The following is a 25,771-nucleotide window of genomic DNA, read 5'->3' as shown; positions in this document are numbered from 1 at the left end:
CGTGCGGCTCAAGTGCATCAAACTGGCGGGGTTCAAATCCTTCGTCGACCCAACCACGGTGAACTTCCCCAGTAACATGGCGGCAGTGGTGGGGCCCAATGGCTGCGGCAAGTCGAATATCATCGACGCCGTACGCTGGGTGATGGGCGAGAGCTCTGCGAAAAACCTGCGTGGCGAGTCGATGACTGACGTCATCTTCAATGGCTCCACCAGTCGTAAACCGGTGAGCCAGGCCAGTATCGAACTGGTGTTCGACAACTCCGACGGCACGCTGGTCGGTGAGTACGCCGCCTACGCGGAAATCTCCATTCGCCGCAAAGTGACCCGCGACAGCCAGAACAGTTACTTCCTCAATGGCACCAAGTGCCGGCGCCGGGACATTACCGACATCTTCCTTGGCACCGGCCTGGGCCCGCGCAGCTACTCGATCATCGAGCAGGGGATGATTTCCAAGCTGATCGAAGCCAAGCCTGAAGACCTGCGTAACTTTATCGAGGAAGCGGCCGGCATCTCCAAGTACAAGGAGCGCCGCCGCGAGACTGAAAACCGCATTCGCCGTACCCACGAAAACCTCGCCCGCCTGAGCGACTTGCGCGAAGAGCTTGAGCGTCAGCTTGAGCGTCTGCACCGCCAGGCCCAGGCCGCCGAGAAGTATCAGGAATACAAGGGCGAAGAACGCCAGCTCAAGGCCCAGTTGTCGGCGCTGCGCTGGCAGGCTTTGAACGAGCAGGTCGGCCAGCGCGAAGCGACCATCGGCACCCAGGAAATCAGCTTCGAGGCCCTGGTGGCCGAGCAACGCAACGCCGACGCCAGTATTGAGCGTCTGCGAGACGGTCACCATGACCTGTCCGAGCGCTTCAATCTGGTGCAGGGGCGCTTCTATTCGGTGGGCGGTGACATCGCCAGGGTCGAACAGAGCATCCAGCACGGCCAGCAACGTTTGCGTCAGTTGCAGGAAGACTTGAAAGAGTCCGAGCGCGCCCGGCTGGAAACTGAATCCCACTTGGGCCACGACCGCACCTTGCTGCTGACCCTCGGCGAAGAGCTGGGCATGCTCACCCCGGAGCAGGAAGTCACCAGCGCCGCCGCCGAAGAAGCCGCCGCGACCCTGGAAGAATCAGAGACCACCATGCACGGTTGGCAAGAACAGTGGGACGCCTTCAACCTGCGTTCCGCCGAACCGCGCCGACAGGCCGAGGTGCAGCAGTCGCGCATCCAGCAGTTGGAAACCAGCATGGAGCGCCTGGGCGAGCGCCAGCGTCGCCTGGGGGAAGAGCGCGTATTACTCGCGGCCGACCCGGAAGACGCGGCGATCCTGGAGCTGAGTGAGCAATTGGCCGCCAGTGAAATGACCCTTGAAGAGCTGGAAGCCAGCGAAGAACAGCAGGTGGAACGCCTGGAGCAACTGCGTCAGCAGCTGCAACAGGCGACCCAAGCGCAGCAGCAGGCTCAAGGCGACTTGCAGCGGCTTAACGGTCGATTGGCATCTCTTGAGGCATTGCAGCAAGCGGCACTGGACCCGGGCACCGGCACCGCCGAATGGCTGCGCGATCAGCATCTGGCCGAGCATGCGCGTTTGGCCGAAGGCTTGAAGGTTGAAGCCGGTTGGGAGCTGGCGGTGGAAACCGTGCTCGGCGCCGATCTGCAAGCGGTGTTGGTGGATGATTTTGGCGGTTTCGACCTGGCAGGTTTTGCCCAGGGTGATTTGCGCTTGCTCAGCCCCGCGGCGGACGGTACGCGTGTGCCCGGCAGCCTGCTGGACAAGGTCGAGGCGGCAATTGACCTGTCGCCCTGGCTCGGTCAGGTCAAACCGGTGGAAACCCTTGAGCAAGCCTTGGCCTTGCGCGGCCAGTTGGCCAACGGCGAAAGCCTGATCAGCCGTGACGGCTACTGGATTGGTCGGCACTTCTTGCGGGTGCGTCGTGCCAGCGAAGCGGAAAGCGGCGTGCTGGCCCGAGGTCAGGAAATCGTCAATCTGATCGGCGAACGCGAAGAGCGCGAAGTCACTCTCGAAACTTTGGAAAGCCAACTGCAAACCCTGCGCGCCACCCAGCGCCAGCAAGAGACCGGCCGCGAACACTTGCGTCGGCTATTGCAGGACGAAGCGCGCCAGCAAGGCGAATTGAAAGCCCAGCTGTCGGCGAGCAAGGCCAAGGTCGAGCAACTGACTTTGCGCCGCATCCGTCTTGATGAAGAAGTGGCCGAGATGGGCGAGCAGCGCGCTCTGGAACACGAACAGGTCGGTGAAGCACGCCTGCAATTGCAGGAAGCCCTCGACAGCATGGCACTGGACACCGAGCAGCGCGAGTTGCTGCTGGCCCAGCGCGACAACCTGCGCGAGCGCCTGGATCGGGTGCGTCAGGAGGCTCGCCAGCACAAGGATCACGCACATCAATTGGCGGTGCGGCTGGGCTCCTTGCGGGCACAACACGATTCCACGCGCCAGGCCCTTGAACGCCTGGAGATGCAGTCCGAGCGCCTGACCGAAAAGCGCGAGCAACTGAGCCTCAATCTGGAGGAGGGCGAAGCCCCGCTGGAAGAGCTGCGGCTCAAGCTTGAAGAGTTGCTCGACAAGCGCATGACCGTCGACGAAGAACTCAAGACCGCACAAATCGCCCTGGAAGACGCCGACCGCGAACTGCGGGACGCTGAAAAACGCCGGACCCAGGCTGAGCAACAATCACAACTGATCCGTGGCCAACTCGAACAGCAGCGAATGGAATGGCAGGCGCTGACGGTGCGGCGCAAAACCCTGCAAGACCAGTTGCTGGAAGACGGTTACGACCTGCACGGCGTCCTCGCCACCTTGACGGCCCAGGCCAACGAGAAAGAAGCCGAAGAAGAACTTGAACGCATTGCTGCACGCATTCAAAGACTGGGTGCGATCAACCTCGCGGCCATCGATGAGTATCAGCAGCAGTCCGAGCGCAAACGTTATCTGGACGCCCAGGACGCCGATCTGGTGGAAGCCCTCGATACCCTGGAAAACGTGATTCGCAAGATCGACAAGGAAACCCGTAACCGCTTCAAAGATACCTTTGATCAGATTAATAGCGGTTTACAGGCCTTATTCCCAAAAGTTTTCGGTGGCGGCAACGCTTACTTGGAACTGACGGGCGAAGATCTACTCGATACAGGGGTGACGATCATGGCGCGGCCTCCGGGCAAGAAGAACAGCACCATCCACTTGTTGTCCGGCGGCGAGAAGGCCCTGACCGCATTGGCGCTGGTATTTGCTATCTTCAAGTTGAACCCGGCGCCGTTTTGCATGCTCGACGAAGTTGACGCCCCGCTGGATGACGCTAACGTTGGACGGTACGCCCGACTGGTTAAAGAGATGTCCCAGACGGTGCAGTTCATCTATATCACCCACAACAAGATCGCCATGGAGATGGCTGATCAACTGATGGGGGTGACGATGCATGAGCCGGGTTGTTCGCGGTTGGTGGCAGTGGATGTCGAAGAAGCGATGGCGATGGTGGACGCCTAGCGGCGAGCTGTTAGTTTCAAGCCGCAAGCTGCAAGTGAGTTGGCTTGAAGCCTGTAGCTTAGGGCTTGTAGCTCACAGTTGGCGCCTGTTGTAGGAGATTGCCTATGTTGTCGAAAAGATGGCAAATCGACACAATTTGCGCCAACTGTGTAAAGTTATCTTTGGTCGTGCTAGTTTAATGTCAATTTATCGTATGCGTGGGCAAAACGTCATTCAGAACATAGAGTTGGCGCCACGTTTTAAAGCGGTTTGCACGGTGCTAAACCCCTTATTTTTCAGCATTTTTTATAGAGGCAAGGGATTACATGGAAATCGGTCTGCGCGAGTGGCTGATCGTCATCGGCATTATTGTCATTGCCGGTATTCTTTTTGATGGCTGGCGCCGGATGCGTGGCGGCAAGGGCAAGTTGAAATTCCGTCTGGACAGAAATCTGTCCAATTTGTCGGACGATGACAGCGGTACCGAACTGCTGGGGCCGCCCCGTGTCTTGGATACCCATAAAGAACCGCAACTGGACGAGCACGACCTGCCGTCGATGAGCGCGCCCGTTCGGGAGCCGACAGGTAAACGTGGCAAGCGTGGTGGCGAGCCTCACCAGGGCGACCTGAACCTGAATCTCGACTTGGATGGTGGTCCGAGCATCAGCAGCCGCGATGACGATTTTCCGGACGAAGGCCAGCCGAAAAGCAGCCATCGCGAATCGGTGAAGGATCATCCGGCCGCCGAAGAAGTTCTGGTGATCAGCGTGATCTGTCGTGACGCCGCCGGCTTCAAGGGCCCGGCCTTGTTGCAAAATATTCTGGAAAGTGGCCTGCGTTTTGGCGAGATGGATATTTTCCACCGCCACGAAAGCATGGCTGGCAACGGTGAAGTGCTGTTCTCCATGGCCAACGCGGTCAAGCCGGGCATCTTTGATCTGGACGACATCGACCATTTCAGCACCCCGGCGGTGAGTTTCTTCCTCGGCCTGCCAGGCCCGCGTCACCCCAAGCAGGCGTTCGACGTCATGGTGGCCGCAGCTCGCAAGCTGTCCCAGGAGCTCAATGGCGAGCTCAAGGATGACCAGCGCAGCGTCCTGACCGCCCAGACCATCGAGCACTACCGTCAGCGCATCGTCGAGTTCGAGCGTCGTGCCCTGACACAGAAACGCTGAGGCTTACCCCTCGGCGTTGTCGATAGAATAAGCGCACTAACATATTGAGCAGCTTCGGCTGCTCTTTTGCTTTATGAGAGAACACCCATGACCGCCGCCCATACCCGCATCCTCGAACTGCGCGCTGAACTGGATCAGCACAACTACCGTTACCACGTCCTCGACGAGCCGAGCATTCCGGACGCCGAGTACGACCGTCTGTTCCACGAGCTCAAGGCATTGGAAGCCGAGCACCCGGATTTGGTAACCCGTGATTCGCCCACTCAGCGAGTCGGCAGCGCGGCGTTGTCAGCCTTCACTCAGGTGCGTCACGAAATCCCGATGCTCAGCCTGGGCAACGCCTTCGATGAAAGCACCATGTTGGAATTCGATCGCCGGGTAACCGAAGGCCTGGACCTGCCGATGGGTGATCTGTTTGGTGGCGCAGCGACGGTGGAATACAGCTGCGAGCCAAAGCTCGATGGTCTGGCGGTCAGCCTGCTGTATCAGGAGGGTGAGCTGGTGCGCGGCGCCACGCGCGGCGACGGCACTACTGGCGAAGACATCAGCGTCAACGTGCGTACCGTGCGCAATATTCCGCTCAAGTTGCAAGGCAAGGGCTGGCCGGCGACCCTGGAAGTGCGCGGCGAAGTGTTCATGTCCAAGGCCGGTTTCGAGCGGCTGAACGCCACGCAATTGGAAGTCGGCGGCAAGACCTTTGCCAACCCGCGCAACGCCGCCGCCGGCAGCCTGCGTCAGTTGGACTCGAAGATCACCGCCAGCCGCCCGCTGGAGTTCTGCTGCTATGGCCTCGGCCAGGTGACTGCCGATATCAGCGACACTCATATCGGCAACCTGCAGCAACTGCAAAAGTGGGGCATGCCCATCAGTCATGAGCTGAAGTTGGCCAAAGGTATCCAGGAGTGCCTGGACTACTACCGCGATATCGGCGAACGCCGTAATGCCTTGCCTTATGAAATTGACGGCGTGGTGTTCAAGGTCAACAGCCTCTCTTCCCAGCGTGAACTAGGCTTTCGCGCCCGGGAACCGCGTTGGGCGATTGCCCATAAATTCCCGGCACTGGAAGAGCTTACCGAGCTGCTGGACGTTGAGTTTCAGGTCGGCCGCACCGGCGCCGTGACGCCGGTGGCTCGCCTGAAACCGGTCAAGGTCGCTGGCGTGACAGTGTCCAACGCGACGTTGCACAACATGGACGAAGTGGCGCGCCTGGGTCTGATGATCGGCGACACAGTGATCATCCGTCGTGCCGGTGACGTGATTCCGCAGGTGGTTTCGGTGGTGATCGAGCGTCGCCCGGAAAATGCCCGTGCGGTGCAGATTCCCGAGCGTTGCCCGGTGTGCGGTTCCCATGTCGAGCGTACGCAACTGGTCAAGCGCAGCAAGGGCAAGGAAACCATCAGTGAAGGTGCGGTGTACCGATGCGTTGGCCGGCTGGCCTGTGGTGCGCAGCTCAAGCAGGCGATTATCCATTTCGTTTCTCGACGAGCCATGGACATTGATGGCCTGGGCGACAAGACCATTGAGCAGTTGGTGGATGAGAAACTGATTGGCTCGCCGGCGGACCTGTACAAGCTCAAGTACGAGCAGATCATCGATCTGGAAGGCTTTGCCGATGTCTCCAGCAAAAAACTGATCACCGCCATCGAAAACAGCAAGGCGCCGACCCTGGCGCGGTTTATCTACGCCCTTGGCATTCCCGATGTCGGCGAGGAGACCGCCAAGGTGCTCGCTCGCTCCCTGGCCTCCCTTGAGCGCGTTCAGCAGGCGTTGCCGGAAGTGCTGACGTACTTGCCGGATGTTGGCCTGGAAGTGGCTCATGAAATCCATAGCTTCTTTGAAGACCACCATAACCGGGAAGTCATTGGCGCCTTGCTGTCCAAGAACGAGTGCGGGCTGGAGTTGCAGGAGCAGGGCGACCTGAGCGCCGAGTTTGCGGCGAGTACCACGTTGGGCGGTCTGCTGGACAAGCTGCACGTGCCCTCGGTAGGTCCGGGCGCTGCGCAGAAACTGGCGGACAAGTTTGGCTCCCTGGAAGGGGTGATCAAGGCTGATTGGCTGGACATGCGCCAGGCGTTGCCGGAGAAGCAGGCCAAGGCCGTGCGCGATTTCTTCGACATCGAAGAAAATACCCGCCGGGCGCTGGCCATTGAGCAGCAGCTCAAGGACTTCGGTATGCACTGGCAGAGTGAAAAGAAAGTCGTCGAAGGCTTGCCTGAAGCGGGGCACACCTGGGTGCTCACCGGTTCCCTGGAGCTGATGAGTCGCGATGTCGCCAAAGAGAAGCTGGAAAGCCTTGGCGCCAAGGTGGCGGGTTCGGTGTCGGCGAAAACCCATTGCGTGGTAGCAGGGCCTGGGGCGGGCTCGAAGCTGGCCAAGGCCAGCGAGCTGGGGTTGAAGGTGTTGGGTGAAGAGGCGTTCGTGGCGTTTTTGGCCAGGCACAACATCACCGTCTGATGTCTTTTGTGGCGAGGGGGCTTGCCCCCTCGCCACAGGAAGCCTGCTTGTCACAAGTAATCGGTATTGAATAAAAACTGGAACAATTAGCGCATAACCATGATCTAGTCTTGGCATGTCCCAGGGAGAGATCGCCATGTACCGCTTCTTCGAGCAGCTCAGTTCGCGCATTGCCGCGCCGTTCATGGTCGAGCAGTCGCGCAACAGCAAGGTCTGGCAGTGTCGCTGTGGGCAGTCGCTGTTTTTTCGCAACAGCCAATGCCTGGCTTGTTCAGCATTACTTGGGTATCAGCCGGAGCAGAGCCGGCTGTCGTCTCTCACGCCCGGGCCGTACGCTGGGACGTGGCAGTTGGATGCCGATCCTGACGGCGGGTTGTTTCGCCGCTGCGCCAACCTCGACACCCCGGCTGCCTGCAACTGGCTGCTGCCCACCGATAACGGCCAGACCTTGTGCGTGGCTTGCAGCCTGAACCGCACCATTCCTGACCTGTCGATCCCGGAGAGCGCTGAGCGCTGGCGCAAAGTGGAAACCGCCAAGCGCCGTTTGGTGGCGCAACTCATCAGCTTGGGCCTGCAGGTCATTCCCAAGGCGGTCGATGAAGGCGCCGGCCTGGTTTTCGATTTTGTCGGCATCGACCTGGAAGGTAATGCACCCACCACCGGTCATGCCAACGGCCTCATCACCCTCGATATCAAGGAGGCCGACGATGCCCATCGCGAGAGTATTCGCGTGCAGATGCGCGAGCCCTACCGCACCTTGCTCGGTCACTTGCGCCATGAAGTGGGTCATTACTATTGGGATCGGCTGATCGTCAACGATCATTGGCTGGAGCCGTTCCGCCGGTTGTTCGGCGACGAGCGTGCCAGTTATGCCGACGCGCTGGATCATCACTATCAAAACGGCCCGCGCCCGGACTGGCAGCAAACCTGCGTCAGCGCCTACGCCACCATGCACCCCTGGGAGGACTGGGCGGAAACCTGGGCCCATTACCTGCACATGATGGATGCGGTGGACACGGCTCTGGGCTTTGGCATGAGCGCACGGGAGATGGACCTGGACTATCAGCCTTTCCCCCTTGGCACCCTCTACGATCCAGAGCATCCAGGCGGCGTGGCGTTCCTGTCGTTCGTCAATGCGTGGATCGAATTGGCGGCAATGCTCAACGAGCTGTCACGCAGCATGGGGCAGCCGGATTTCTACCCGTTCGTGTTGCCATCGGCGGTGATTGCCAAGCTGCACTTTATCCACTTGGTGATCCAGCAAGAGGGTGGCAGGGCGGATGAGGTGTTGCAGGCGCAATAACACAGCAGCGGGCAAGTGCTTGAGCCCCAACATTTTTTAATCCAGTGCAACGGTTGTAACTTCCGATCAGATCGGTACAATGGCGCGGCTTGCCGAGAGGCGAGTGTCGTTATGGTGACTCCATCGGTCCCCCCGCAACGATTACCCGTGAACCTGGTCAGAGCCGGAAGGCAGCAGCCACAGCGGGAACATTGTGTGCCGGGGTGTGGCTGGTGGGGTTGCCTCCATAACGTCCGCCCTTGAGCGGATGTCGCTACAAAACCGTACCTCTGCGGTAAATCTTAAAAAATACTTTTCAATAACTTCGCTGATGCCCTCTGCGTAGCCATTTCGCGTGTCTATCGTTTACCCGCCGACGCAGCTCGACAGGTACCCGAATCAACTGGCGTCGCGTTAGCCGAATGTCTCCCGCAGCAACCCGGCGAATGCATCCCGGGCCAGGTGACGCTGGGTGTCCTTGTGCCAGAACAAAAGATTGTCGACGGCCGCCAGTTCGTCAAAACGATAGGAAGTGAGCTGGTTGCTCTGTTCGTAACGGGCAAGGATGCCTTCCGGTGCCAGCGCTACGCCAACGCCAGCGCTGACGCAGCCGATGATCGTGCCCCAACTGGCATAGCTGGCGATGGCCGGCTTGATGTCGTGGGGTTTGAGCCAGTTTTCCAGAGCCGCTCGGTAAGGACAGCCCGGCGGCCAGACCAGCAAGGTGCGCCCTGCCAGGTCCCGTGCGTCCTCAATGGGCGCGCTGGTACTGCTTGCGATCAGCACCAGGCGCTCGCTGTAGACCACGCTCTGTTCGAGTTTTGGTCGTTTGGCCCCGGCGGCCACCAGGGCAGCATCGAGGCGATGGTGCTGCAAGTCATCGAGCAATTGCGACCAGGCGCCGGTGACCAGTTCCAGGGTCACCTCTGGATAACGCCGATGGTATTCGGCAAGTAATGGAGGCAGGCGGCCGCTGGCGCTGGATTCCACTGCGCCGATGCGCAATTTGCCGCGGGGGATGGCGTTGCTGTCGACGGCGCGTTTGGATTCCTCCACCAGGGCTAGAATACGCTCGCAGTAATCAAGGAACACTTCGCCTGCAGCGCTGATCGCCAACCCGCGCCCGGCACGAATAAACAGCGCCGTGCCCAGTTCGCTTTCCAGCTGCTTGATGCGCGTGGTGATGTTGGACGGTACGCAGTGCAGTTGCAGGGCGGCCTGGGCCACGCTGCCGGTTTGCGCCACGGCTTTCACCATCTTCAGTTGCGCCAGTTCCATCGCTCAGTTCCAGTGATTACAGAAGTCAGAATCGGTTAATTGTCCTGCGCCTTGCGCAGGACAAGACTGACGGCGTTCCCATTCTGTTTCTGGACGCCATTGATGAATGCCCCGTCACCCGTAAAGCTTACGCTAGTCACCGCCAGCGTGATTCTCTGTTGGGCCTATTCGCCCATCGGTATTCATTTGGGGTTGCACAGCTACAGTCCTGGTCAGTTGGCCTTGTTGCGATTTTTGATTGCGTCGGTGTTCATGGCGGGCGTGGCGCTGGTTGTACGCATTGATCGGCCGCGACTGCGGGATCTGCCGTGGCTGCTGGTACTGGGTTTTTTCGGGATATTCCTGCATCACCTCTGCCTTAACGTTGGCCAGCAATGGGTCACGGCGGCGGCTTCCAGTGTGTTGGCGCAGTCAGTGCCGTTGTTCAGTGTGTTGGTGGCGTTTTTCTGTTTGAAGGAAGTGGTAAGTGGCTGGCGCTGGGGCTGTGTGTTGCTGGGGCTACTCGGAGTGTTAGTGGTGATCTGGGGCGATCATGGTGTAGGTGAGATCGACCCGCGCGGCCTGTTGATCTTGCTGGCGGCAATCTCCTGGAGTTTCTATTTTGCCATCCAGAAGCACTATTCCCGTCGCTACAGTCCGCTGACCAGCGTGTGCTACACGGTCTGGTCGGGGACGTTGCTGCTTTGTTTCTATTTGCCCGGTTTGCCTGAGGCCGTGAGCCAGGCGCCGCTGCGGGTCAATCTGGCGGTGCTGGTGCTGGGTGTCTTCCCCAGCGCCCTGGCGTACCTGGCCTGGGCCTTTGTGTTAAAGCACGTTGAGGTCAGTCGCGCTTCGGTGGCCTTGTACCTGGTGCCGCCGGTGGCAATGGTGATGGCAGCGACGATGCTCGGCGAACAGGTTTCCCTGCGGGTGGTGCTGGGCGGCCTGATCGTGTTGGTCAGTGTCGGCGCCATCAGCCTGGAAGGGTGCTGGCGAAGAAGAGCCAGTAAAGGCGTTACCCAGCCTCAGCAAGTCTAGGGGGCTGTCCGGTCAGTTCATGTCAGGAGTCTTTAAGAAAAGATCAGCGCGTAGGCTGCCTGCTCTTTTTATTATGGGCGCTTCTGTTACGAGCTCTAAGGCTTGGACAAGGCCTGGTCTACCGCCGCAATCAGCTTTCCCAGATCCTTCGGGGTGGCTTTGTGAATGACACCAAACAGATAAGCGCGCTGTTCATCCTCGTCGACCAAGTCTGCGAAAAAGACTTTCAACTTCACTTCCAGCGCCTCTGCGAACAAGAACAGAGCCTCCACGCTGGGTGTATAGGTGCCGGTTTCGAAGCGGCTGATGGTTTTAGGGTCAAAACCGGTTTTTTCACCTAGTTCAGCCTGAGTAAGCCCTGCGACCTTGCGGTAACGTCTGATGGCTGGACCCAAACTTGAAATGTGCATCGCTCAATTCCCATTTAGAATCAAGAACTTAACGATAAATCTTTGGATTAGATAACCGCTTGTACCATCACCTTTTATTGTAAAGTGTGATGTAATTCGTAGAATCAACATTTAGGACAAGTATTTAGTGGTCTCGTTTCAGAAGGCAGGTTTATGAAACAGGAAATCATTGCGCTCTCCTTGTTCACATAAAACGAACGCTTGGCAGGGACTTTAACGTCGCTCGTCAGTGCCACGCATCATCCCGCCTCCCGTGCCAGATACCTGAATTCAAGCCTAGTTGATCTTCGTCGAATCAACGGTGAATCGCTGTGCAAAATCTTGGGCTTGCCGTCGATTGTGGCCAACTCGCCAATTGACGGCACAGCCTGTCTGGAAATACGAATCCGCCTGCGGGGCCTACCCGGCCGCCGGCAGAGCGATCGAACGCTGTCCATGGAGCTTTAACGTGCGTCTCAACTTGCCGGTCACCGCTGTTGAACAGACTTTTGGGGAGCAGCAACGGCTAATTTCCGCAACTGACGTCAACAGCCACATTACTTACTGCAACGCCGAGTTTGCCGCCATGAGCGGCTTTACCCAGGCGGAGCTGATCGGCAGCCCCCACAACCTGGTGCGCCACCCGGACATGCCGCCCGCAGTGTTCGAGCTGATGTGGAGTTACCTCAAGGCCGGTCACAGTTGGATGGGTGTGGTCAAGAATCGCTGCAAGAACGGCAACTTCTATTGGGTCAGCGCCTATGTGACGCCGATTCTGGAGGAGGGCCGGCTGGTCGGGTACGAATCGGTGCGAGTCAAACCGACTCGCGACCAGGTTCGTCGCGCCGAAGCCTTGTACGCACGGTTACAGGCAGGGCATTCAGCGGTCTCGCCGATGCGTCGGGTGATTTCGGCAGCCAAGACCCTGGCAGTGCCCGCCGTAGCGGCGGTCGTCTCTATTGGCGCATTCCAATTGGTCCCCGGTGTGTGGGCGCAAGCACTGACTGCCGTGCTGTTTCTCGGCATAGGTGCCTGGGCTCAGCAGCGTCTGGGGCGACAGCTCGAACAGATTGTTCAGCTCACACCCAACACCTTTTCCGATCCCATCAGTGCGTTGACCTACAGCGATGCGTTGGGCCCGGCTGCGCAGTTGGAAATGATCCTGATCAGCGAAGAAGCGCGCTTGAAAACCGCCCTCACGCGCCTCAGCGACCTGGCCAGCCAAATGGCTGAAGCGGCCGCCGATTCCAGCGTACTGTCGAGCAATACCGAGTCGGCCTTGTTGGAGCAGCGCGCCGAAACTGACATGACCGCTGCCGCCATGACCGAAATGGCCGCCTCCATTGCCGAAGTCGCCGTGCATGTGCAGCAGACCGCCGGCGAAGCTCACACCGCCAATACCTTGGCCGAACAGGGCAGCGAGGTGGCCGGGACCTCCCGTGAGGCCATCCAGCTGCTGGCCGGCACCGTCACCCAGATCAACCAGGCTGTCGGCAATCTGGCCGGACAGACCCAGGAAATTCGCGTGGCCGCGAGCATGATTCAGGCAATCGCCGATCAGACCAATCTGCTGGCCCTCAATGCCGCCATCGAAGCCGCACGGGCCGGCGAGCAGGGTCGCGGTTTTGCCGTGGTAGCCGATGAAGTTCGGGCGCTGGCGGGCAAGACCCGTGAGTCGACCCAGCAGATCCAGGGCATCATCCAGAACCTGCGGGCCGGCGCCGCTGAAGCTGTCGAGATCGCAAGCCTGGGCATTCGCGAAGCCGAGCAGGGCGTGCAGCAAGTGCTTGAGGCGCAACAGGCGCTGCTGGGCATTCGCCAAGCGGTGGAGCGCATCACTGACATGAGCCAACAGATGGCCGCCGCCTCCCAGGAGCAGTCCCACGTCGCCGAGGAAGTTTCGCAACAGATCAACAACGTCGCCGCCACGGTGCAAAAGACAGCGGGCAATGCCAACGCTGCAGTCACCCGTGGCCGGGAACTTGAAAGCATCTCTTCCGGGTTGCGTGCCCTGGTCGAGCGGTTTAACCGCTAGCCACCCAGAGCCTGATTCATGGATGAGAAATACCGCAGGGCCGTGGATGCCGCCGCCATTTTTTCCGAGACCGACCTGGCCGGCAGCATCACCTACGTCAATGATCAGTTCTGCGGCCTGTCCGGCTACAGCCGGAAGGAGCTGCCGGGGCAAAACCATCGGATACTCAGCTCCGGATTGCATCCGGCCGGGTTTTTCCAGGGCATGTGGCTCGCCATTACCCAAGGCAAGATCTGGCGTGGGGAAATTTGCAACCGGGCCAAGGATGGCACGCTTTATTGGGTCGACAGCACCATGGTGCCGCTGCTGGATGAGCGCACCGGGCAGGTGCAGAAGTATGTGTCGATTCACTTTGATGTCAGCGAAAAACGCCAGTTGCTGCACACCTTGCAATGGCGGGTTGGCCACGATGTGCTGACCGGCTTGCCAAACCGCGCCTACCTTTCCGAATTGCTGATCCAATCCCTGGAGTTTTCCCGCAGCGAGGACATTCCCCTGGCCGTGTGCATGCTCGACCTGGACGGCTTCAAGGCAGTTAACGATGGCTACGGTCACGCGTGTGGCGACCTGCTGCTGGTGGAAGTGGCCACTCGCCTGCGAGATATCATCCGTGGCGAGGACGTGGTCGCCCGGTTGGCCGGTGACGAGTTCGTGTTGATTCTGCGTTACGTACGGGATGCCGACGAACTGAACGCCGCCTTGTTGCGTATCCTCAAGTCCATCTCCGAGCCCTATTCGATCCAGGGCCTGGAGATCAACGTGTTCGCCAGCATCGGTGTCACGCTGTTCCCCTCGGATGATGAGGACGCCGACACCTTGCTACGCCACGCCGACCAGGCCATGTACGTAGCCAAGCAGAATGGGCGCAATCGCTTCCAGCTGTTTGATGTGTCCCTGGAGCAGGAGGTCAAGGCCACCCACCAGACGGTGGAGCAGGTTCGCCAGGCCCTGGCGGCAGGTGAGTTGTGCCTGCATTACCATCCCAAGGTGAACCTGCGCTGCGGTACGGTGGTGGGGTTTGAAGCGCTGTTGCGCTGGCAGCATCCCGTGCGCGGCCTGGTGTTTCCGGGGGACTTTCTGCCGTTGATCGAGCAGACCGATCTGATTGTCGACGTGGGTGAGTGGGTGATGGACCAGGCGCTGGCGCAGATGCATCAGTGGCAGGGCGCAGGGCACTCCTGGTCGGTCAGCGTTAACATCGCAGCACGGCATTTCCAGCGGGCAGACTTTGTCGACCGACTACAGCAGTTGTTGGCGCAGCACCCCGAGGTTGCACCGCACATGCTTGACCTGGAAATCGCCGAATCGGTAGCCATCGACAATATCCAGCGAGTCACCCAGCACCTGGAAGCCTGCAAGGCGTTGGGGGTGCAGTTTTCCCTGGATGATTTCGGCACTGGTTACTCATCTTTGAGCTACCTCAAGCGGCTGCCGACCCAGACCATCAAGATCGACAAGTCGTTTGTGCGCGACATTCTCCATGACAAGGACGACCTGGCGCTGACCCAAGCCGTGATAGGCCTGGCCCGTGCGTTTGGCCGCGAAGTGATCGCCGAAGGCCTGGAAACCCTGGAGCATGGCCAGTTATTGATGCGCATGGGCTGTGAAGTGGCTCAGGGCTACTTTTTCGCCCGGCCGATGCCGGCTGCCGAGGTGCCGGGGTGGGTAGACGGCTTCTCGCTGTCGTCCGCTACGGGGAGTCAGGTGTAGGGCTCGCTGTCCCGGTATACAGCTTGATGATCTCATCAATCTGCCCTGACATTTTCATTCGCGAGAGCGTGCGCAGAATCTCCTTAACCGGCAGGGCAGGGTCGTTGCGCACATAACAGCCCAGGCTTTGTTCCTCTACGACGGCCACTGCATGAAGTCGTTGCGCCACCGCCAGTTTCTGGTTGAAGCGATCCAGTGTCCACTCGTTGCTCACCGCGTATTTGAAACGTCCAGCCACCAGTTTTTGCAGCACTTGCTCCTCGCTACGGGCGTCATCGCGCTTGAGCTGGCCGCTGGCGAAGCGCGGTTCGAGGGTTGGGTAGCTGTAATTGAGCACCGTGCCGATCTGCTGCGGCGCCAGGCTGCCCAGTTGCACCGACAGCGGCGGCAAGTGGGCGCTGACCAGCACATTGCGCTGGACCCACAGCGGGATACTCCAGCTGTAGTCGCCGGACAGGTTGCTCAACCAGGCTTGCGTGACATAGCAGCGCACATCGATTTCTCCGTGCTCCATGGCGGGGGTGATGCGCGCCCGGGCCAGGACCTGGAACTGTGCCGGGCGGCCAACCTGGGTCGCCAGGCTCAGCATCAGGTCATACAAAATACCCTGGGTCGGCTGGCCCTGCTCGATTTGCACCATAGGCATGGCCCAGCTGTCGGAAATGGAGAAGCGCAAAGGTGCGGGCCCCGCCAGACTGATGGTGGCGATCATCCATAAGGCGCCCAGGGCTACGCGCATAAACTCTCCGGCTTCAGCCCTTAATAGGGCGTGGTTAGACCAGCTTAGTCAGATTAGGCGAGCGTGCCGGATGCAATTTCCCCCTTGCTCCGCTAGCATTACCCGCTTCCGCTTCCCAGTTGCGACGGTTTTCGATGAGTTATCAGGTTCTTGCACGTAAATGGCGTCCGCGCTCGTTCCGCGAAATGGTCGGCCAGACCCATGTGCTCAAGGCTCTGATCAATGCCTTGGACAGCCAGCGGCTGCACCATGCCTACCTGTTCACCGGTACCCGGGGTGTCGGCAAGACCACCATCGCGCGGATCATCGCCAAGTGCCTGAACTGTGAAACGGGTATCACCTCGACGCCTTGTGGCACTTGCTCGGTGTGCCGGGAGATCGACGAAGGGCGCTTTATCGACCTGATCGAGATCGACGCCGCGAGCCGGACCAAGGTCGAAGACACCCGCGAATTGCTGGACAACGTGCAGTACGCGCCGAGCCGCGGCCGCTTCAAGGTCTACTTGATCGACGAAGTGCACATGCTTTCCAGTCACTCCTTCAACGCACTGTTGAAAACCCTGGAAGAGCCGCCGCCCTACGTTAAATTCATTCTGGCCACCACCGACCCGCAGAAACTTCCTGCAACCATTTTGTCGCGGTGCCTGCAGTTCTCCCTGAAGAACATGACCCCCGAGCGGGTGGTCGAGCATTTGACCCACGTCCTCGGTGTCGAGAACGTGCCGTTCGAAGACGACGCCCTGTGGTTGCTGGGCCGTGCCGCCGATGGCTCGATGCGCGACGCCATGAGCCTCACCGACCAGGCCATCGCCTTCGGTGAAGGCAAGGTCATGGCTGCTGACGTGCGGGCGATGCTCGGCACCCTCGATCATGGGCAAGTCTTTGACGTGCTGCACGCGCTGATCGAAGGCGATGCCAAGGCCTTGCTTGAAGCTGTGCGCCATTTGTCCGAGCAAGGCCCGGACTGGAATGGCGTGCTCTCGGAAATTCTCAACGTGCTGCACCGCGTCGCCATTGCCCAGGCGTTGCCTGAAGGCGTCGACAACGGTCATGGCGACCGCGATCGCGTGTTGGCGTTGGCCCAGGCGCTGCCGGCCGAAGATGTGCAGTTCTACTACCAGATGGGCCTGATCGGCCGCCGCGACTTGCCGCTGGCGCCGGACCCGCGTGGCGGTTTCGAAATGGTCCTGTTGCGCATGCTGGCGTTCAGGCCTGCGGACACGGCAGATGCGCCGAGACAGCCGCTAAAGCCAGTGGGGATCAGCCAGGCCACAGTTGATTCCGCCAAACCAGTGGCTGGCGCGGTGGTTGTCGCGCCAGTGGTTGCGCCAAGTATTGCGGCGCCGGAGGCTGTGGCACCTGCACCTGCACCTGCACCTGCACCTGCCGAGCCGGTGGCGCCTGTTGTCGTGCCAGAGCCGATTGTCGAGCCCGAGCCGTTGCCCATGGTCGATCTGCCCTGGAACGACCCTGTAGAGACGGTAATCGAGCAGCAAGCCGCCGTCGAGCCTGTGCTCGAAACCGCCGGCGAGCAGCCCGATCTCACGCCGATGCCGACGCCAACTCCGGACAGCATGGTGCCGGATGCACCGGAATGGGCTTCGGCCCCCGTGCCCGAACCGACCATCGCCGACGTGGACGCGGCGACGCCGGGCGTCGACCTGGATGACGAGCCGCCGCTGGACGAAGACTACATCGAGCCAGACATGGACTCGGCCTATAGCTATCTGGATGACCTGGCCAGCGAGCACACCGCCGAGCCGGCCCCAGAGCCCGAGCCGGAACCGGCGGCGATGCCGGCTACCGGCCTGGCGCTGCAATGGCTGGAGTTGTTCCCGAAACTGCCGATTTCCGGCATGACGGGTAGCATCGCCGCCAACTGCACCTTGATCGCTATTAATGGTGACCACTGGCTGCTGCACCTGGACCCGGCCCACAGCGCGCTGTTCAACGCCACCCAGCAGCGCCGATTGAACGATGCCCTGAACCAGTACCACGAGCGCACCCTGACGATCAGCATCGAGCTGATCAAACCCGAGCAGGAAACCCCGGCCCAGGCCGGTTCCCGTCGCCGGGTAAACCGCCAGCGCGAGGCTGAAGAGTCGATCCAGGCTGATCCGCTCATCCAGCAGATGATGCAGCAGTTTGGCGCCGTGGTTCGCCACGATACTATTGAACCTGTCGAAGCCCCGGTAACCCAGGTTTCATAAGCCGGGGCTAATAATTGATCCACGTACTTTTGAGGTGATTCCCATGATGAAAGGTGGCATGGCCGGCCTGATGAAGCAGGCGCAGCAGATGCAGGAAAAGATGGCCAAGATGCAGGAAGAACTGGCCAACGCCGAAGTCACCGGTAAAGCCGGCGGCGATATGGTCAGCGTGGTAATGACCGGTCGTCACGACATCAAGCGCGTGACCATCGACCCAAGCGTGCTGCCAGGTGTGGGCGAAGACGATCTGGAAATGCTCGAAGCTCTGTTCGCCTCGGCCGTCAACGACGCCGTGCGCAAAATCGAAGCCAACAGCCAGGACAAAATGTCCGGGGTGACCGCTGGCATGCAACTGCCGCCGGGTATGAAACTGCCGTTCTGATCGGCGAGCGTGAATATGAAAATGCCAGGCATCGTGCCTGGCATTTTTTTTGCGGTGTAGATTGGCAGGGCCTGTCTATTGCGCAGCTGTCGAGTGAAACGAGGCTGCGTCGGGGGGGCAGCTTCGGTGCCCTAGCTTGATGGCAGTGGTGTGGCCAACGTAGCCTTGCTGGGGCTCGACAACGGCTACGCAGTTTTGTCGAACCTCGATGCCCTTGTCGGTGTCTGCACCCTATACCGTTGGATTTACTCACCGATAAAGGAGCCTCACTGATGACCGAAGCCCTGACCCTCAACCAGCGCATCGTTCTGGTCTCCCGCCCCCAGGGTGCGCCTGTGCCGGAGAATTTTCGCCTGGAGCGCGTGACCCTGCCGGATTTGGCCGATGGCCAGGTTCTGCTCAAGACGCTGTTCCTGTCCCTGGACCCCTACATGCGCGGTCGCATGAGTGATGCGCCGTCTTACGCAGCTCCCGTGGAAATCGGTGAGGTGATGACCGGTGGCGCTGTCAGCCGTATCGAACAGTCGCGTAACCCGAAATTCGAAGTGGGCGACCTGGTAGTCGGCTCTACCGGCTGGCAAAGCCACAGCATCTGCGATGGCCGCAATCTGATACCGGTACCCAATGGCCTGGCCAGCCCGTCCATGGCCTTGGGTGTGCTCGGCATGCCTGGCATGACTGCGTACATGGGCCTGACGGACATCGGCCAGCCCAAGGCTGGGGAAACCCTGGTGGTGGCGGCTGCGTCCGGCGCGGTGGGTTCGGTGGTCGGCCAGGTGGCCAAGCTCAAGGGCTTGCGCGTGGTCGGTGTGGCGGGTGGGGCGGACAAGTGCCGCTATGTGGTGGACGAATTGGGCTTTGATGCCTGCATCGACCACAAGAGCGCGAATTTCGCCGATGAACTGACCCAGGCCTGCTTCAACGGCGTGGACATCTACTTCGAAAGCGTCGGCGGCAAGGTGTTCGATGCGGTGGTGCCGTTGCTCAACCCCAAGGCACGGATTCCCCTGTGTGGCCTGATCGCTGGCTACAACGCTCACGAAGTGCCCAGCGGTCCTGATCGGTTGCCGGCGCTGCAGCGCACCTTGTTGACCAAGCGCGTGCGGATTCAGGGTTTTATCGTGTTCGACGACTACGGCGACCGCCAGCCTGAATTCCTCAGCGCCATGGCGCCGTGGGTGCGCGATGGCAAGATCAAGTTCCGCGAAGACGTGGTCGACGGCCTGGAGCAGGCGCCCGAAGCCTTTATCGGTTTGCTGGAAGGGCGCAATTTCGGCAAGTTGGTGGTGCGTGTCACAGAGGATTGAGCATTTGACGCTAATCCGGGGCGCGGGTATAAACCGCGTCTCGTTGTTTTGTCGGACCTTTCCCTCATGAGCTTCAGCCCCCTGATTCGTCAACTGATCGACGCTCTGCGCACCTTGCCAGGCGTCGGCCAGAAAACCGCCCAGCGCATGGCGCTGCAACTGCTGGAGCGTGATCGCAACGGTGGTTCCCGTCTGGCCCTGGCTCTGAGTCAGGCCATGGAAGGTGTGGGCCATTGTCGTCAATGCCGCACCCTCACCGAAGAAGAACTCTGCCCGCAATGCGCCGACCCGCGTCGCGATGACACACTGCTGTGCGTGGTCGAAGGGCCGATGGACGTCTATGCCGTGGAGCAGACCGGTTATCGCGGCCGTTACTTTGTGCTCAAGGGCCACTTGTCTCCGCTGGATGGCCTAGGCCCGGAGGCTATCGGTATTCCGCAGTTGGTAACGCGGATCGAACAGCAGGGCACCTTTACTGAAGTAATCCTGGCCACCAACCCCACAGTGGAAGGCGAAGCGACCGCTCACTACATCGCCCAACTGCTGGCCAATAAAGGCCTGATCACCTCGCGCATCGCCCACGGCGTACCGCTCGGTGGCGAGCTGGAGTTGGTGGATGGCGGCACCCTGGCGCACTCGTTTGCCGGGCGCAAGCCTATCGTTCTTTGATGCTTTCAATGTAGGCGCGAGGGCCCTACAGCATTGCATGCTTGAAAACCAAGCAAGCGCTTGGTAAGTTCGCTCCACCTCTGCGTGGAGCTTGCCGATGACTGCCTATCAGGAATACTTCGATTCCAGCCACCAATTGGTTCGCGACAGCGTGCGCCGTTTCGTCGAGCGCGAAATTCTGCCGGGCATCGAGCAATGGGAAGAAGCCGAAAGCTTTCCCAAGGCGTTGTACCTCAAGGCAGGCGCGGTGGGAATTCTCGGCATCGGCTATCCCGAAGCCCTGGGCGGCAGCCATGAAGGTGACCTGTTCGCCAAGGTCGCCGCCAGCGAAGAGCTGATGCGCTGTGGCTCTGGTGGGGTAGTGGCGGGGTTGGGCTCGCTGGATATCGGCCTGCCGCCCATCGTCAAATGGGCCCGGCCCGAGGTGCGCGAGCATGTGGTGCCCCAGGTGTTGGCCGGTGAGAAGATCATGGCCCTGGCCGTCACCGAACCCGCTGGCGGCTCCGATGTGGCTAACCTGCAAACCCGTGCGGTACGCGAGGGTGATTATTATCGGGTCAGCGGCAGCAAGACCTTTATCACCAGTGGCGCGCGTGCCGATTTCTACACCGTTGCGGTGCGTACCGGTGGCCCAGGTTTCGGTGGTATCAGCCTGCTGCTGATGGAAAAGGACACCCCTGGCTTCACCGTCGGCCAGCCGCTGAAGAAAATGGGCTGGTGGGCGTCGGACACGGCCGAGTTGTTCTTCGATGATTGCCAGGTGCCTGTCGGCAATCTGATCGGTGCCGAGAACATGGGCTTTGCCTGCATCATGGGCAACTTCCAGAGTGAGCGCCTGGCCCTGGCCTTAATGGCCAACATGACCGCGCAACTGGCCCTGGAAGAAAGCCTGAAATGGGCTGCCCAGCGCGAAGCCTTCGGCAAGCCCATCGGCAAGTTTCAGGTGCTCAAGCATCGCCTGGCGGAAATGGCCACCGCCGTCGAAGTCTCCCGGGAATTTACCTACCGCCAGGCGGCGAAGATGGCCGCAGGCAAGAGCGTGATCAAAGAGATTTCCATGGCCAAGAACCTCGCCACCGACACCGCCGACCGCGTGACCTACGACGCGGTGCAGATCCTCGGTGGTTTGGGTTACATGCGTGGCAGCCTGGTGGAGCGGCTGTACCGCGACAACCGCATCCTGTCCATCGGCGGGGGAACCCGGGAAGTGATGAATGAAATCATCAGCAAGCAGATGGGGTTGTAACCCGGGTTATTTGTCCGTCAACGCAAACTGCGTCAAGCAAAACGTCGGGATACCCATGTCTTCCAGCCTCTGCGACCCACCCAACTCCGGCAGGTCAATAATCGCCGCTGCTTCGAAAATTCGCGCGCTCATGCGTCGTGCCAGGTTGGCCGCGGCGATCAGGGTGCCGCCGGTGGCAATCAGGTCATCGAACATCAGCACCGAATCCCCTTCACACAGGCTGTCGGCATGGACTTCCAGGAAGGCTTCGCCGTATTCGGTCTGATAACCCTCGCTCAACACGTCTGCCGGCAACTTGCCCTGTTTACGGAACAGGATCAGTGGTTTGTTCAACTGATAGGCGATGATCGAACCGATCAGGAACCCGCGAGCATCCATCGCGCCGATGTGCGTGAATTCAGTTTCGACATAGCGGTGAACAAAGGCATCGGCCACCAGGCGCAAGGCCTTGGGCGACTGGAACAGCGGCGTGATATCGCGAAAGATCACCCCAGGCTTGGGGAAGTCGATAACTGGGCGAATCAGGGATTTGATGTCGAACGAATCGAAGACCATCGTCGAGGAGTCCTGGGAGGCAAGCGGACCCGCAGTATACCTGCGGCCTCGCCGGTTGGCGCGACCGCAAGTGTCTGGTTCAGCCGTCGAGCGAACCACCGGCCAGCGCACAGAGCTGGATCGGGTCGAGGATATGCACTTCCTTGCCCTCGGCGGCGATCAGTTCGTTCTGCTGGAAGCGGGTGAATACGCGGGATACGGTTTCCACCGCCAGGCCCAGGTAATTACCGATTTCGTTGCGCGACATGCTCAGGCGGAACTGGTTGGCCGAGAAACCACGGGCACGGAACCGCGCCGACAGGTTGACCAGGAAGGTGGCGATCCGCTCGTCGGCGGTTTTCTTCGACAGCAGCAACATCATTTGCTGGTCGTCGCGAATTTCCCTGCTCATGACCCGCATCAGTTGGCGGCGCAATTGCGGCAATTGCAGGGCCAGCTCATCGAGACGATCGAAGGGGATTTCACACACCGAAGTGGTTTCCTGGGCCTGGGCCGACACCGGGTGAATCTCAGTGTCCATGCCCGACAGGCCGACCAGCTCGCTGGGCAGGTGGAAACCGGTGATTTGCTCTTCGCCGCCATCGCTCAGGCTGAAGGTCTTCAAGGCGCCCGAGCGAACGGCATAAACGGAATCGAACTTGTCACCCTGGCGAAACAGGAATTCACCTTTTTTCAGCGGGCGACCACGCTTAACGATTTCGTCCAGCGCTTCCATGTCTTCCAGATTCAGCGAAAGTGGCAAGCAGAGCGGCGCCAGGCTGCAGTCCTTGCAATGAGCCTGGCTATGAGCGCGCAGTTTAACTGGCTCGGACATTTCTTAAATCCTTGGTGGGAAAACACACATGATGAGTAAGGGTACCGCACTCATAGGTCTTCAGGCCAGCATGTACAAAAAAACAGCAAGGATGTAAAGATTATCCGCCAGCGGCCGATGTACTGCTATTAACCCAAGAGCCAGGAGGCTCAATACATGCTTTCCATCGGTGGCAATCTCGCAGCCCGCACACATGTTCAGACCATGCCTGAGCCGAAAAAAGACAGCGTCGCAAGTGATGCGCCCGAGACGACTCTGCTCAGTGAGCCCAAGGCGGTGGAAGGCGTGACCGTGACTTTTTCCGGGGCTTCGCTGAAAGCTGCAGCCGCCGAGAAAGTCGCTAACGAGGATATCGACGACAGCGGGCTGGCGGATAACGTCAAGCAGTTGCTGAAGATGATCCGTCAGCTCAAACAGCAGATCGTAGAAAAACAGGCGGAAATGGCGGCAGTGATGGCCGACAAGAGCCTTAGCCCTGAACAGGCCCAGGCCAGGCTAGGCGGCCTGCAAACAGCATTGAGCGGATTGCAGGCAGGCTTGACGGCGGCCCAGGCGTCCCTGATCAAGGAGATAAAAGGCATGAGCGCCGGTGATGCACTCAAGACTGCATCTCTATCGATGAGCTAACCCGGATCAGATCACCCGGGGAAAACGCTGCCTATTCTGCTGATCCAGGTAGGCATCGAACACCATGCACACAGTGTGCACCAGCAAGCGCCCTGCGGGCAGCGTGCGAATCCCTTGGGCGTCGAGTTCGATCAGGCCATCACGGGCCATGGCTTCCAGTTGTGGCCACAGTTCGGCGAAATAGCCGCGAAAATCGATTGTGAAGAGCTGTTCGATCTCCTCGAACTCCAGGCTGAAGTTGCAGAGCAACCGTTGAATGACTTCTCTGCGCAAGCGGTCGTCCGTCGTACAGAGCAGGCCGCGACTGGTGGCCAGTTGCGCGCCGGCCAGGGAGTTTTGGTAGTGGCTCAGGTCGCTGCTGTTCTGGCAGTACAGGTCACCAATCTGGCTGATAGCTGACACCCCGAGGCCGATCAGGTCGCAATGGCCATGGGTGGTGTAGCCCTGGAAATTGTGCTGTAAGGTGGATTCTTCCTGGGCGATGGCCAGTTCGTCGTCGGGCAGGGCGAAGTGGTCCATGCCGATGTAGCTGTAGCCAGCGGCGGCCAGTTGCTCGATGGTGTTTTGCTGCATTTGCAGTTTGTCGGCGGGTGCCGGCAGGTCTTCGCTGTTGATCCGTCGCTGGGACAGGAAGCGTTCTGGCAGGTGCGCGTAGTTGAACACCGACAGGCGGTCCGGCTGCAGGCTGATTATTTCGTCCATGGTGTGGGCGAAATGCTCCGGCGTCTGCTTGGGCAGGCCGTAGATCAGGTCGATATTGATTGATCGAAACTGCAAGGTCCGCGCAGCATCGATCACGGCGCGGGTTTCTTCCAGGCTTTGCAGGCGATTGACCGCCCGCTGCACATCGGGATCGAGGTCCTGCACGCCGATGCTGACGCGATTGAAGCCCAGTTCACGCAGCAGGCCCATGGTGGCCCAATCGGCTTCCCGTGGATCGATCTCGATGCCGTAGTCGCCGGAATCGTCGTCCAGCAGGTTGAAATGCTGGCGCAGCTTGGCCATCAACTGGCGCAGTTCGTCGTGGCTGAGAAAGGTCGGTGTACCGCCGCCAAAGTGCAATTGCTCCACTTGCTGGTTGGGGTCGAGGTGGCAGGCCACCAGTTGAATCTCCTGCTCCAGGCGTTGCAAATAGGCCTGGGCGCGCCCGCGGTCCTTAGTGATGACTTTGTTGCAGGCGCAGTAGTAGCAAATATTGGCGCAGAACGGCAAGTGAACGTACAGCGACAATGGGCGAACGGCCTTTCGGCTGTCGCGCAGGGCGTGGAGTAGGTCGAAGGAGCCGACCTGGCTGTCGAATTGTGCGACGGTGGGGTACGAGGTATAGCGCGGCCCCGCCAGACCGTAGCGATGAATAAGATCAGTGTCCCAACGAATGGCGTCGAGCATGCGGGCGTTTCCCGGAGTGACTAGTGGGCCGAGTCTAGGGGCTGGGCTGGGCAGTCATCTTGATTTGCATCAACGGGGAGCGGCGCTATGCCACATAGCCTTTTAATGGCCCATCAGCCAGTGCTGGTGGGGGCCGGGCAGCGTCCAGATTCCGAACAGGATCACCAGCAAGCCACCCGTCATGCGCACGCTGCGTTTGCGCAGCAGGGCGGTTACCCGCTCGGCCGCGAGTCCCGTGGCCAGCAATACCGGCCAGGTGCCGAGGCCGAACGCCAGCATCAGCAGGCCGCTGTCCAATGCATTGCCCTGGCTGGCCGCCCACAGCAAGGTGCTGTAGACCAATCCGCACGGCAACCAGCCCCACAGCGCGCCCAGCAGCAAGGCGCGGGGTAGGCTGGACACCGGCAGCAAACGGTTGGCAACCGGCTGGATATAGCGCCACAGGCCGCGACCGAGGCTTTCGATGCGGGTCAGGCCGCTCCACCAGCCGGCCAGGTACAGGCCCATGGTGATCAGCAGCAGCCCAGCGAGGATACGCATGAACATCGCCGCCGGGCTGTTGGCCACCGCCCAGCCCGCCAGGCCGATCAGCACGCCTGCCGTGGCATAGCTGAGAACTCGCCCCAGATTGTAGGCCAGCAACAAGCGAAAGCGCCGGCTGCGCTGCTCCTTGGGGATCGCCAGGGTCAGCGCGCCCATCAGGCCACCGCACATGCCCAGGCAATGACCGCCGCCCAACAGGCCGAGGATCAGCGCTGAAACCAGTAACGGCGCCAGTTCAAGCATGGGGTGGGTCTTTGGGTTTGGCGGTTTGATCGGTGGTCGTCGGGCGATTGGCCTCATCGACCCCGGCCAGGTGATTGGGGTCCTGGTCGTCGAACAGCACGGTATGGGCCGGGCCGTCGAGGTCATCGTACTGACCGCTGTCCACCGCCCAGAAGAAGATGTAAATGGCGATGGCCACGATCAATAGCGCCGCCGGAATCATCACGTAAAGAGCTGGCATCTGTACTCCATGCCCGCG

21 protein-coding genes, 1 other RNA gene and 1 pseudogene are annotated in these 25,771 nt (G+C 60.2%); 15 read left to right on the top strand and 8 right to left on the bottom strand.

The window, feature by feature from the left end; genetic code table 11:
• Position 1: 1 nt before the first annotated feature.
• The 5 genes from smc to ffs all read left to right on the top strand — a co-directional run bounded on the left by smc (position 2) and on the right by ffs (position 8,619).
• Positions 2-3,490 (top strand): chromosome segregation protein SMC, encoded by a 3,489-nt coding sequence (gene smc / locus ACZRKZ_RS22495; RefSeq protein WP_463982778.1) that lies wholly within the window; start codon positions 2-4, stop codon positions 3,488-3,490.
• A gap of 305 nt (positions 3,491-3,795) precedes the next feature.
• The gene (gene zipA / locus ACZRKZ_RS22490) at positions 3,796-4,644 is read left to right on the top strand and encodes a cell division protein ZipA (RefSeq protein WP_463969925.1); all 849 of its coding nucleotides are present in this window, start codon (positions 3,796-3,798) and stop codon (positions 4,642-4,644) included.
• Positions 4,645-4,731: 87 nt separating this feature from the next.
• On the top strand, positions 4,732-7,098 hold the full coding sequence (gene ligA, locus ACZRKZ_RS22485) for an NAD-dependent DNA ligase LigA (RefSeq protein ID WP_463982777.1): 2,367 nt from the start codon (positions 4,732-4,734) through the stop codon (positions 7,096-7,098).
• Between the two features lie 136 nt (positions 7,099-7,234).
• Positions 7,235-8,401, top strand: coding sequence for a zinc-binding metallopeptidase family protein (locus ACZRKZ_RS22480; protein ID WP_463982828.1), 1,167 nt, complete (start codon positions 7,235-7,237; stop codon positions 8,399-8,401).
• Positions 8,402-8,522: 121 nt separating this feature from the next.
• Positions 8,523-8,619, top strand: an RNA gene (gene ffs, locus ACZRKZ_RS22475) — signal recognition particle sRNA small type.
• 175 nt (positions 8,620-8,794) lie between these two features.
• Here the strand turns inward: ffs and ACZRKZ_RS22470 are convergent.
• Entirely contained in the window at positions 8,795-9,658 is an 864-nt protein-coding gene (locus ACZRKZ_RS22470) for a LysR substrate-binding domain-containing protein (RefSeq protein WP_133101650.1), read from the bottom strand.
• Positions 9,659-9,760: 102 nt separating this feature from the next.
• Here ACZRKZ_RS22470 and ACZRKZ_RS22465 point away from each other — a divergent pair, with 102 nt between their 5' ends.
• Complete coding sequence (locus tag ACZRKZ_RS22465) at positions 9,761-10,675, top strand: DMT family transporter (protein ID WP_463969929.1); 915 nt, start codon at positions 9,761-9,763, stop codon at positions 10,673-10,675.
• Positions 10,676-10,770: 95 nt separating this feature from the next.
• Here the strand turns inward: ACZRKZ_RS22465 and ACZRKZ_RS22460 are convergent, their stop codons facing one another.
• Entirely contained in the window at positions 10,771-11,085 is a 315-nt protein-coding gene (locus ACZRKZ_RS22460; RefSeq protein ID WP_133101648.1) for a helix-turn-helix domain-containing protein, read from the bottom strand.
• A 301-nt stretch (positions 11,086-11,386) separates the two neighbouring features.
• On the opposite strand from ACZRKZ_RS22460, the pseudogene ACZRKZ_RS22455 reads away from it, so the two are divergent.
• From ACZRKZ_RS22455 to ACZRKZ_RS22445, 3 genes and pseudogenes are all read left to right on the top strand, one after another.
• Positions 11,387-11,815: pseudogene (locus tag ACZRKZ_RS22455) on the top strand (PAS domain-containing protein); the annotation flags it as partial.
• A 144-nt stretch (positions 11,816-11,959) separates the two neighbouring features.
• Positions 11,960-13,099 (top strand): methyl-accepting chemotaxis protein, encoded by a 1,140-nt coding sequence (locus ACZRKZ_RS22450; RefSeq protein ID WP_463982827.1) that lies wholly within the window; start codon positions 11,960-11,962, stop codon positions 13,097-13,099.
• Positions 13,100-13,117: 18 nt separating this feature from the next.
• Complete coding sequence (locus tag ACZRKZ_RS22445; protein WP_463982776.1) at positions 13,118-14,809, top strand: putative bifunctional diguanylate cyclase/phosphodiesterase; 1,692 nt, start codon at positions 13,118-13,120, stop codon at positions 14,807-14,809.
• On the opposite strand, the gene ACZRKZ_RS22440 is transcribed toward ACZRKZ_RS22445, so the two are convergent.
• Positions 14,790-15,548 carry a substrate-binding periplasmic protein gene (locus ACZRKZ_RS22440; protein ID WP_463982775.1) on the bottom strand — a complete coding sequence of 253 codons (759 nt, stop codon included), beginning with the start codon at positions 15,546-15,548 and terminating at the stop codon, positions 14,790-14,792. The genes ACZRKZ_RS22445 and ACZRKZ_RS22440 overlap by 20 nt on opposite strands.
• 134 nt (positions 15,549-15,682) lie before the next feature.
• Between ACZRKZ_RS22440 and dnaX the strand changes: the two genes are divergently transcribed.
• The 5 genes from dnaX (at position 15,683) to ACZRKZ_RS22415 (ending at position 21,362) form a co-directional block, all read left to right on the top strand.
• Positions 15,683-17,758 (top strand): DNA polymerase III subunit gamma/tau, encoded by a 2,076-nt coding sequence (gene dnaX, locus ACZRKZ_RS22435; protein WP_463982774.1) that lies wholly within the window; start codon positions 15,683-15,685, stop codon positions 17,756-17,758.
• Positions 17,759-17,801: 43 nt separating this feature from the next.
• On the top strand, positions 17,802-18,140 hold the full coding sequence (locus tag ACZRKZ_RS22430; RefSeq protein WP_133101643.1) for a YbaB/EbfC family nucleoid-associated protein: 339 nt from the start codon (positions 17,802-17,804) through the stop codon (positions 18,138-18,140).
• A gap of 272 nt (positions 18,141-18,412) precedes the next feature.
• Entirely contained in the window at positions 18,413-19,447 is a 1,035-nt protein-coding gene (locus ACZRKZ_RS22425; protein ID WP_463982773.1) for an NADP-dependent oxidoreductase, read from the top strand.
• Between the two features lie 66 nt (positions 19,448-19,513).
• Positions 19,514-20,116, top strand: a complete 603-nt coding sequence (recR, locus tag ACZRKZ_RS22420) for a recombination mediator RecR (protein WP_133101641.1) — start codon at positions 19,514-19,516, stop codon at positions 20,114-20,116.
• A gap of 97 nt (positions 20,117-20,213) precedes the next feature.
• Entirely contained in the window at positions 20,214-21,362 is a 1,149-nt protein-coding gene (locus ACZRKZ_RS22415) for an acyl-CoA dehydrogenase family protein (RefSeq protein WP_463982772.1), read from the top strand.
• A 6-nt stretch (positions 21,363-21,368) separates the two neighbouring features.
• Here the strand turns inward: ACZRKZ_RS22415 and ACZRKZ_RS22410 are convergent, their stop codons facing one another.
• Together ACZRKZ_RS22410 and fnr are read right to left on the bottom strand one after the other, a co-directional pair.
• A complete protein-coding gene (locus tag ACZRKZ_RS22410; RefSeq protein WP_463982771.1) occupies positions 21,369-21,917 on the bottom strand; it encodes an adenine phosphoribosyltransferase in 549 nt (182 codons plus the stop codon).
• Positions 21,918-21,996: 79 nt separating this feature from the next.
• Positions 21,997-22,731, bottom strand: coding sequence for a fumarate/nitrate reduction transcriptional regulator Fnr (gene fnr, locus ACZRKZ_RS22405; protein WP_463969937.1), 735 nt, complete (start codon positions 22,729-22,731; stop codon positions 21,997-21,999).
• Between the two features lie 156 nt (positions 22,732-22,887).
• Between fnr and ACZRKZ_RS22400 the strand changes: the two genes are divergently transcribed.
• A complete protein-coding gene (locus tag ACZRKZ_RS22400; protein WP_463982770.1) occupies positions 22,888-23,358 on the top strand; it encodes a hypothetical protein in 471 nt (156 codons plus the stop codon).
• A 6-nt stretch (positions 23,359-23,364) separates the two neighbouring features.
• On the opposite strand, the gene hemN is transcribed toward ACZRKZ_RS22400, so the two are convergent.
• The 3 genes from hemN to ccoS form a co-directional block, all read right to left on the bottom strand.
• Positions 23,365-24,747 carry an oxygen-independent coproporphyrinogen III oxidase gene (hemN, locus tag ACZRKZ_RS22395; protein ID WP_463982769.1) on the bottom strand — a complete coding sequence of 461 codons (1,383 nt, stop codon included), beginning with the start codon at positions 24,745-24,747 and terminating at the stop codon, positions 23,365-23,367.
• Between the two features lie 102 nt (positions 24,748-24,849).
• Complete coding sequence (locus ACZRKZ_RS22390; protein ID WP_463982768.1) at positions 24,850-25,533, bottom strand: sulfite exporter TauE/SafE family protein; 684 nt, start codon at positions 25,531-25,533, stop codon at positions 24,850-24,852.
• Positions 25,526-25,753 (bottom strand): cbb3-type cytochrome oxidase assembly protein CcoS, encoded by a 228-nt coding sequence (gene ccoS / locus ACZRKZ_RS22385; RefSeq protein WP_463969941.1) that lies wholly within the window; start codon positions 25,751-25,753, stop codon positions 25,526-25,528. Before ccoS ends, ACZRKZ_RS22390 begins: the two co-directional genes overlap by 8 nt.
• Between the last annotated feature and the right edge of the window lie 18 nt (positions 25,754-25,771).

It is taken from the genome of Pseudomonas sp. c313, from assembly GCF_055407145.1.
The sequence above is the reverse complement of the archived record's forward strand: the minus strand, read 5'-3'. Positions and strand labels throughout refer to the sequence as shown.

Bases quoted from the DNA above. Each gene is read 5' to 3' on its own strand.
- ACZRKZ_RS22415 (WP_463982772.1), top strand. From the start codon at position 20,214: ATGACTGCCTATCAGGAATACTTCGATTCCAGCCACCAATTGGTTCGC.
- fnr (WP_463969937.1), bottom strand. From the start codon at position 22,731: ATGTCCGAGCCAGTTAAACTGCGCGCTCATAGCCAGGCTCATTGCAAG.
- ACZRKZ_RS22450 (WP_463982827.1), top strand. From the start codon at position 11,960: ATGCGTCGGGTGATTTCGGCAGCCAAGACCCTGGCAGTGCCCGCCGTA.
- ACZRKZ_RS22460 (WP_133101648.1), bottom strand. From the start codon at position 11,085: ATGCACATTTCAAGTTTGGGTCCAGCCATCAGACGTTACCGCAAGGTC.
- hemN (WP_463982769.1), bottom strand. From the start codon at position 24,747: ATGCTCGACGCCATTCGTTGGGACACTGATCTTATTCATCGCTACGGT.
- ACZRKZ_RS22440 (WP_463982775.1), bottom strand. From the start codon at position 15,548: ATGCGCGTAGCCCTGGGCGCCTTATGGATGATCGCCACCATCAGTCTG.
- ACZRKZ_RS22430 (WP_133101643.1), top strand. From the start codon at position 17,802: ATGATGAAAGGTGGCATGGCCGGCCTGATGAAGCAGGCGCAGCAGATG.
- ACZRKZ_RS22445 (WP_463982776.1), top strand. From the start codon at position 13,118: ATGGATGAGAAATACCGCAGGGCCGTGGATGCCGCCGCCATTTTTTCC.
- ACZRKZ_RS22465 (WP_463969929.1), top strand. From the start codon at position 9,761: ATGAATGCCCCGTCACCCGTAAAGCTTACGCTAGTCACCGCCAGCGTG.
- ligA (WP_463982777.1), top strand. From the start codon at position 4,732: ATGACCGCCGCCCATACCCGCATCCTCGAACTGCGCGCTGAACTGGAT.
- dnaX (WP_463982774.1), top strand. From the start codon at position 15,683: ATGAGTTATCAGGTTCTTGCACGTAAATGGCGTCCGCGCTCGTTCCGC.
- ACZRKZ_RS22410 (WP_463982771.1), bottom strand. From the start codon at position 21,917: ATGGTCTTCGATTCGTTCGACATCAAATCCCTGATTCGCCCAGTTATC.
- ACZRKZ_RS22480 (WP_463982828.1), top strand. From the start codon at position 7,235: ATGTACCGCTTCTTCGAGCAGCTCAGTTCGCGCATTGCCGCGCCGTTC.
- recR (WP_133101641.1), top strand. From the start codon at position 19,514: ATGAGCTTCAGCCCCCTGATTCGTCAACTGATCGACGCTCTGCGCACC.
- ACZRKZ_RS22390 (WP_463982768.1), bottom strand. From the start codon at position 25,533: ATGCTTGAACTGGCGCCGTTACTGGTTTCAGCGCTGATCCTCGGCCTG.
- zipA (WP_463969925.1), top strand. From the start codon at position 3,796: ATGGAAATCGGTCTGCGCGAGTGGCTGATCGTCATCGGCATTATTGTC.
- ccoS (WP_463969941.1), bottom strand. From the start codon at position 25,753: ATGCCAGCTCTTTACGTGATGATTCCGGCGGCGCTATTGATCGTGGCC.
- ACZRKZ_RS22400 (WP_463982770.1), top strand. From the start codon at position 22,888: ATGCTTTCCATCGGTGGCAATCTCGCAGCCCGCACACATGTTCAGACC.
- ACZRKZ_RS22425 (WP_463982773.1), top strand. From the start codon at position 18,413: ATGACCGAAGCCCTGACCCTCAACCAGCGCATCGTTCTGGTCTCCCGC.
- ACZRKZ_RS22470 (WP_133101650.1), bottom strand. From the start codon at position 9,658: ATGGAACTGGCGCAACTGAAGATGGTGAAAGCCGTGGCGCAAACCGGC.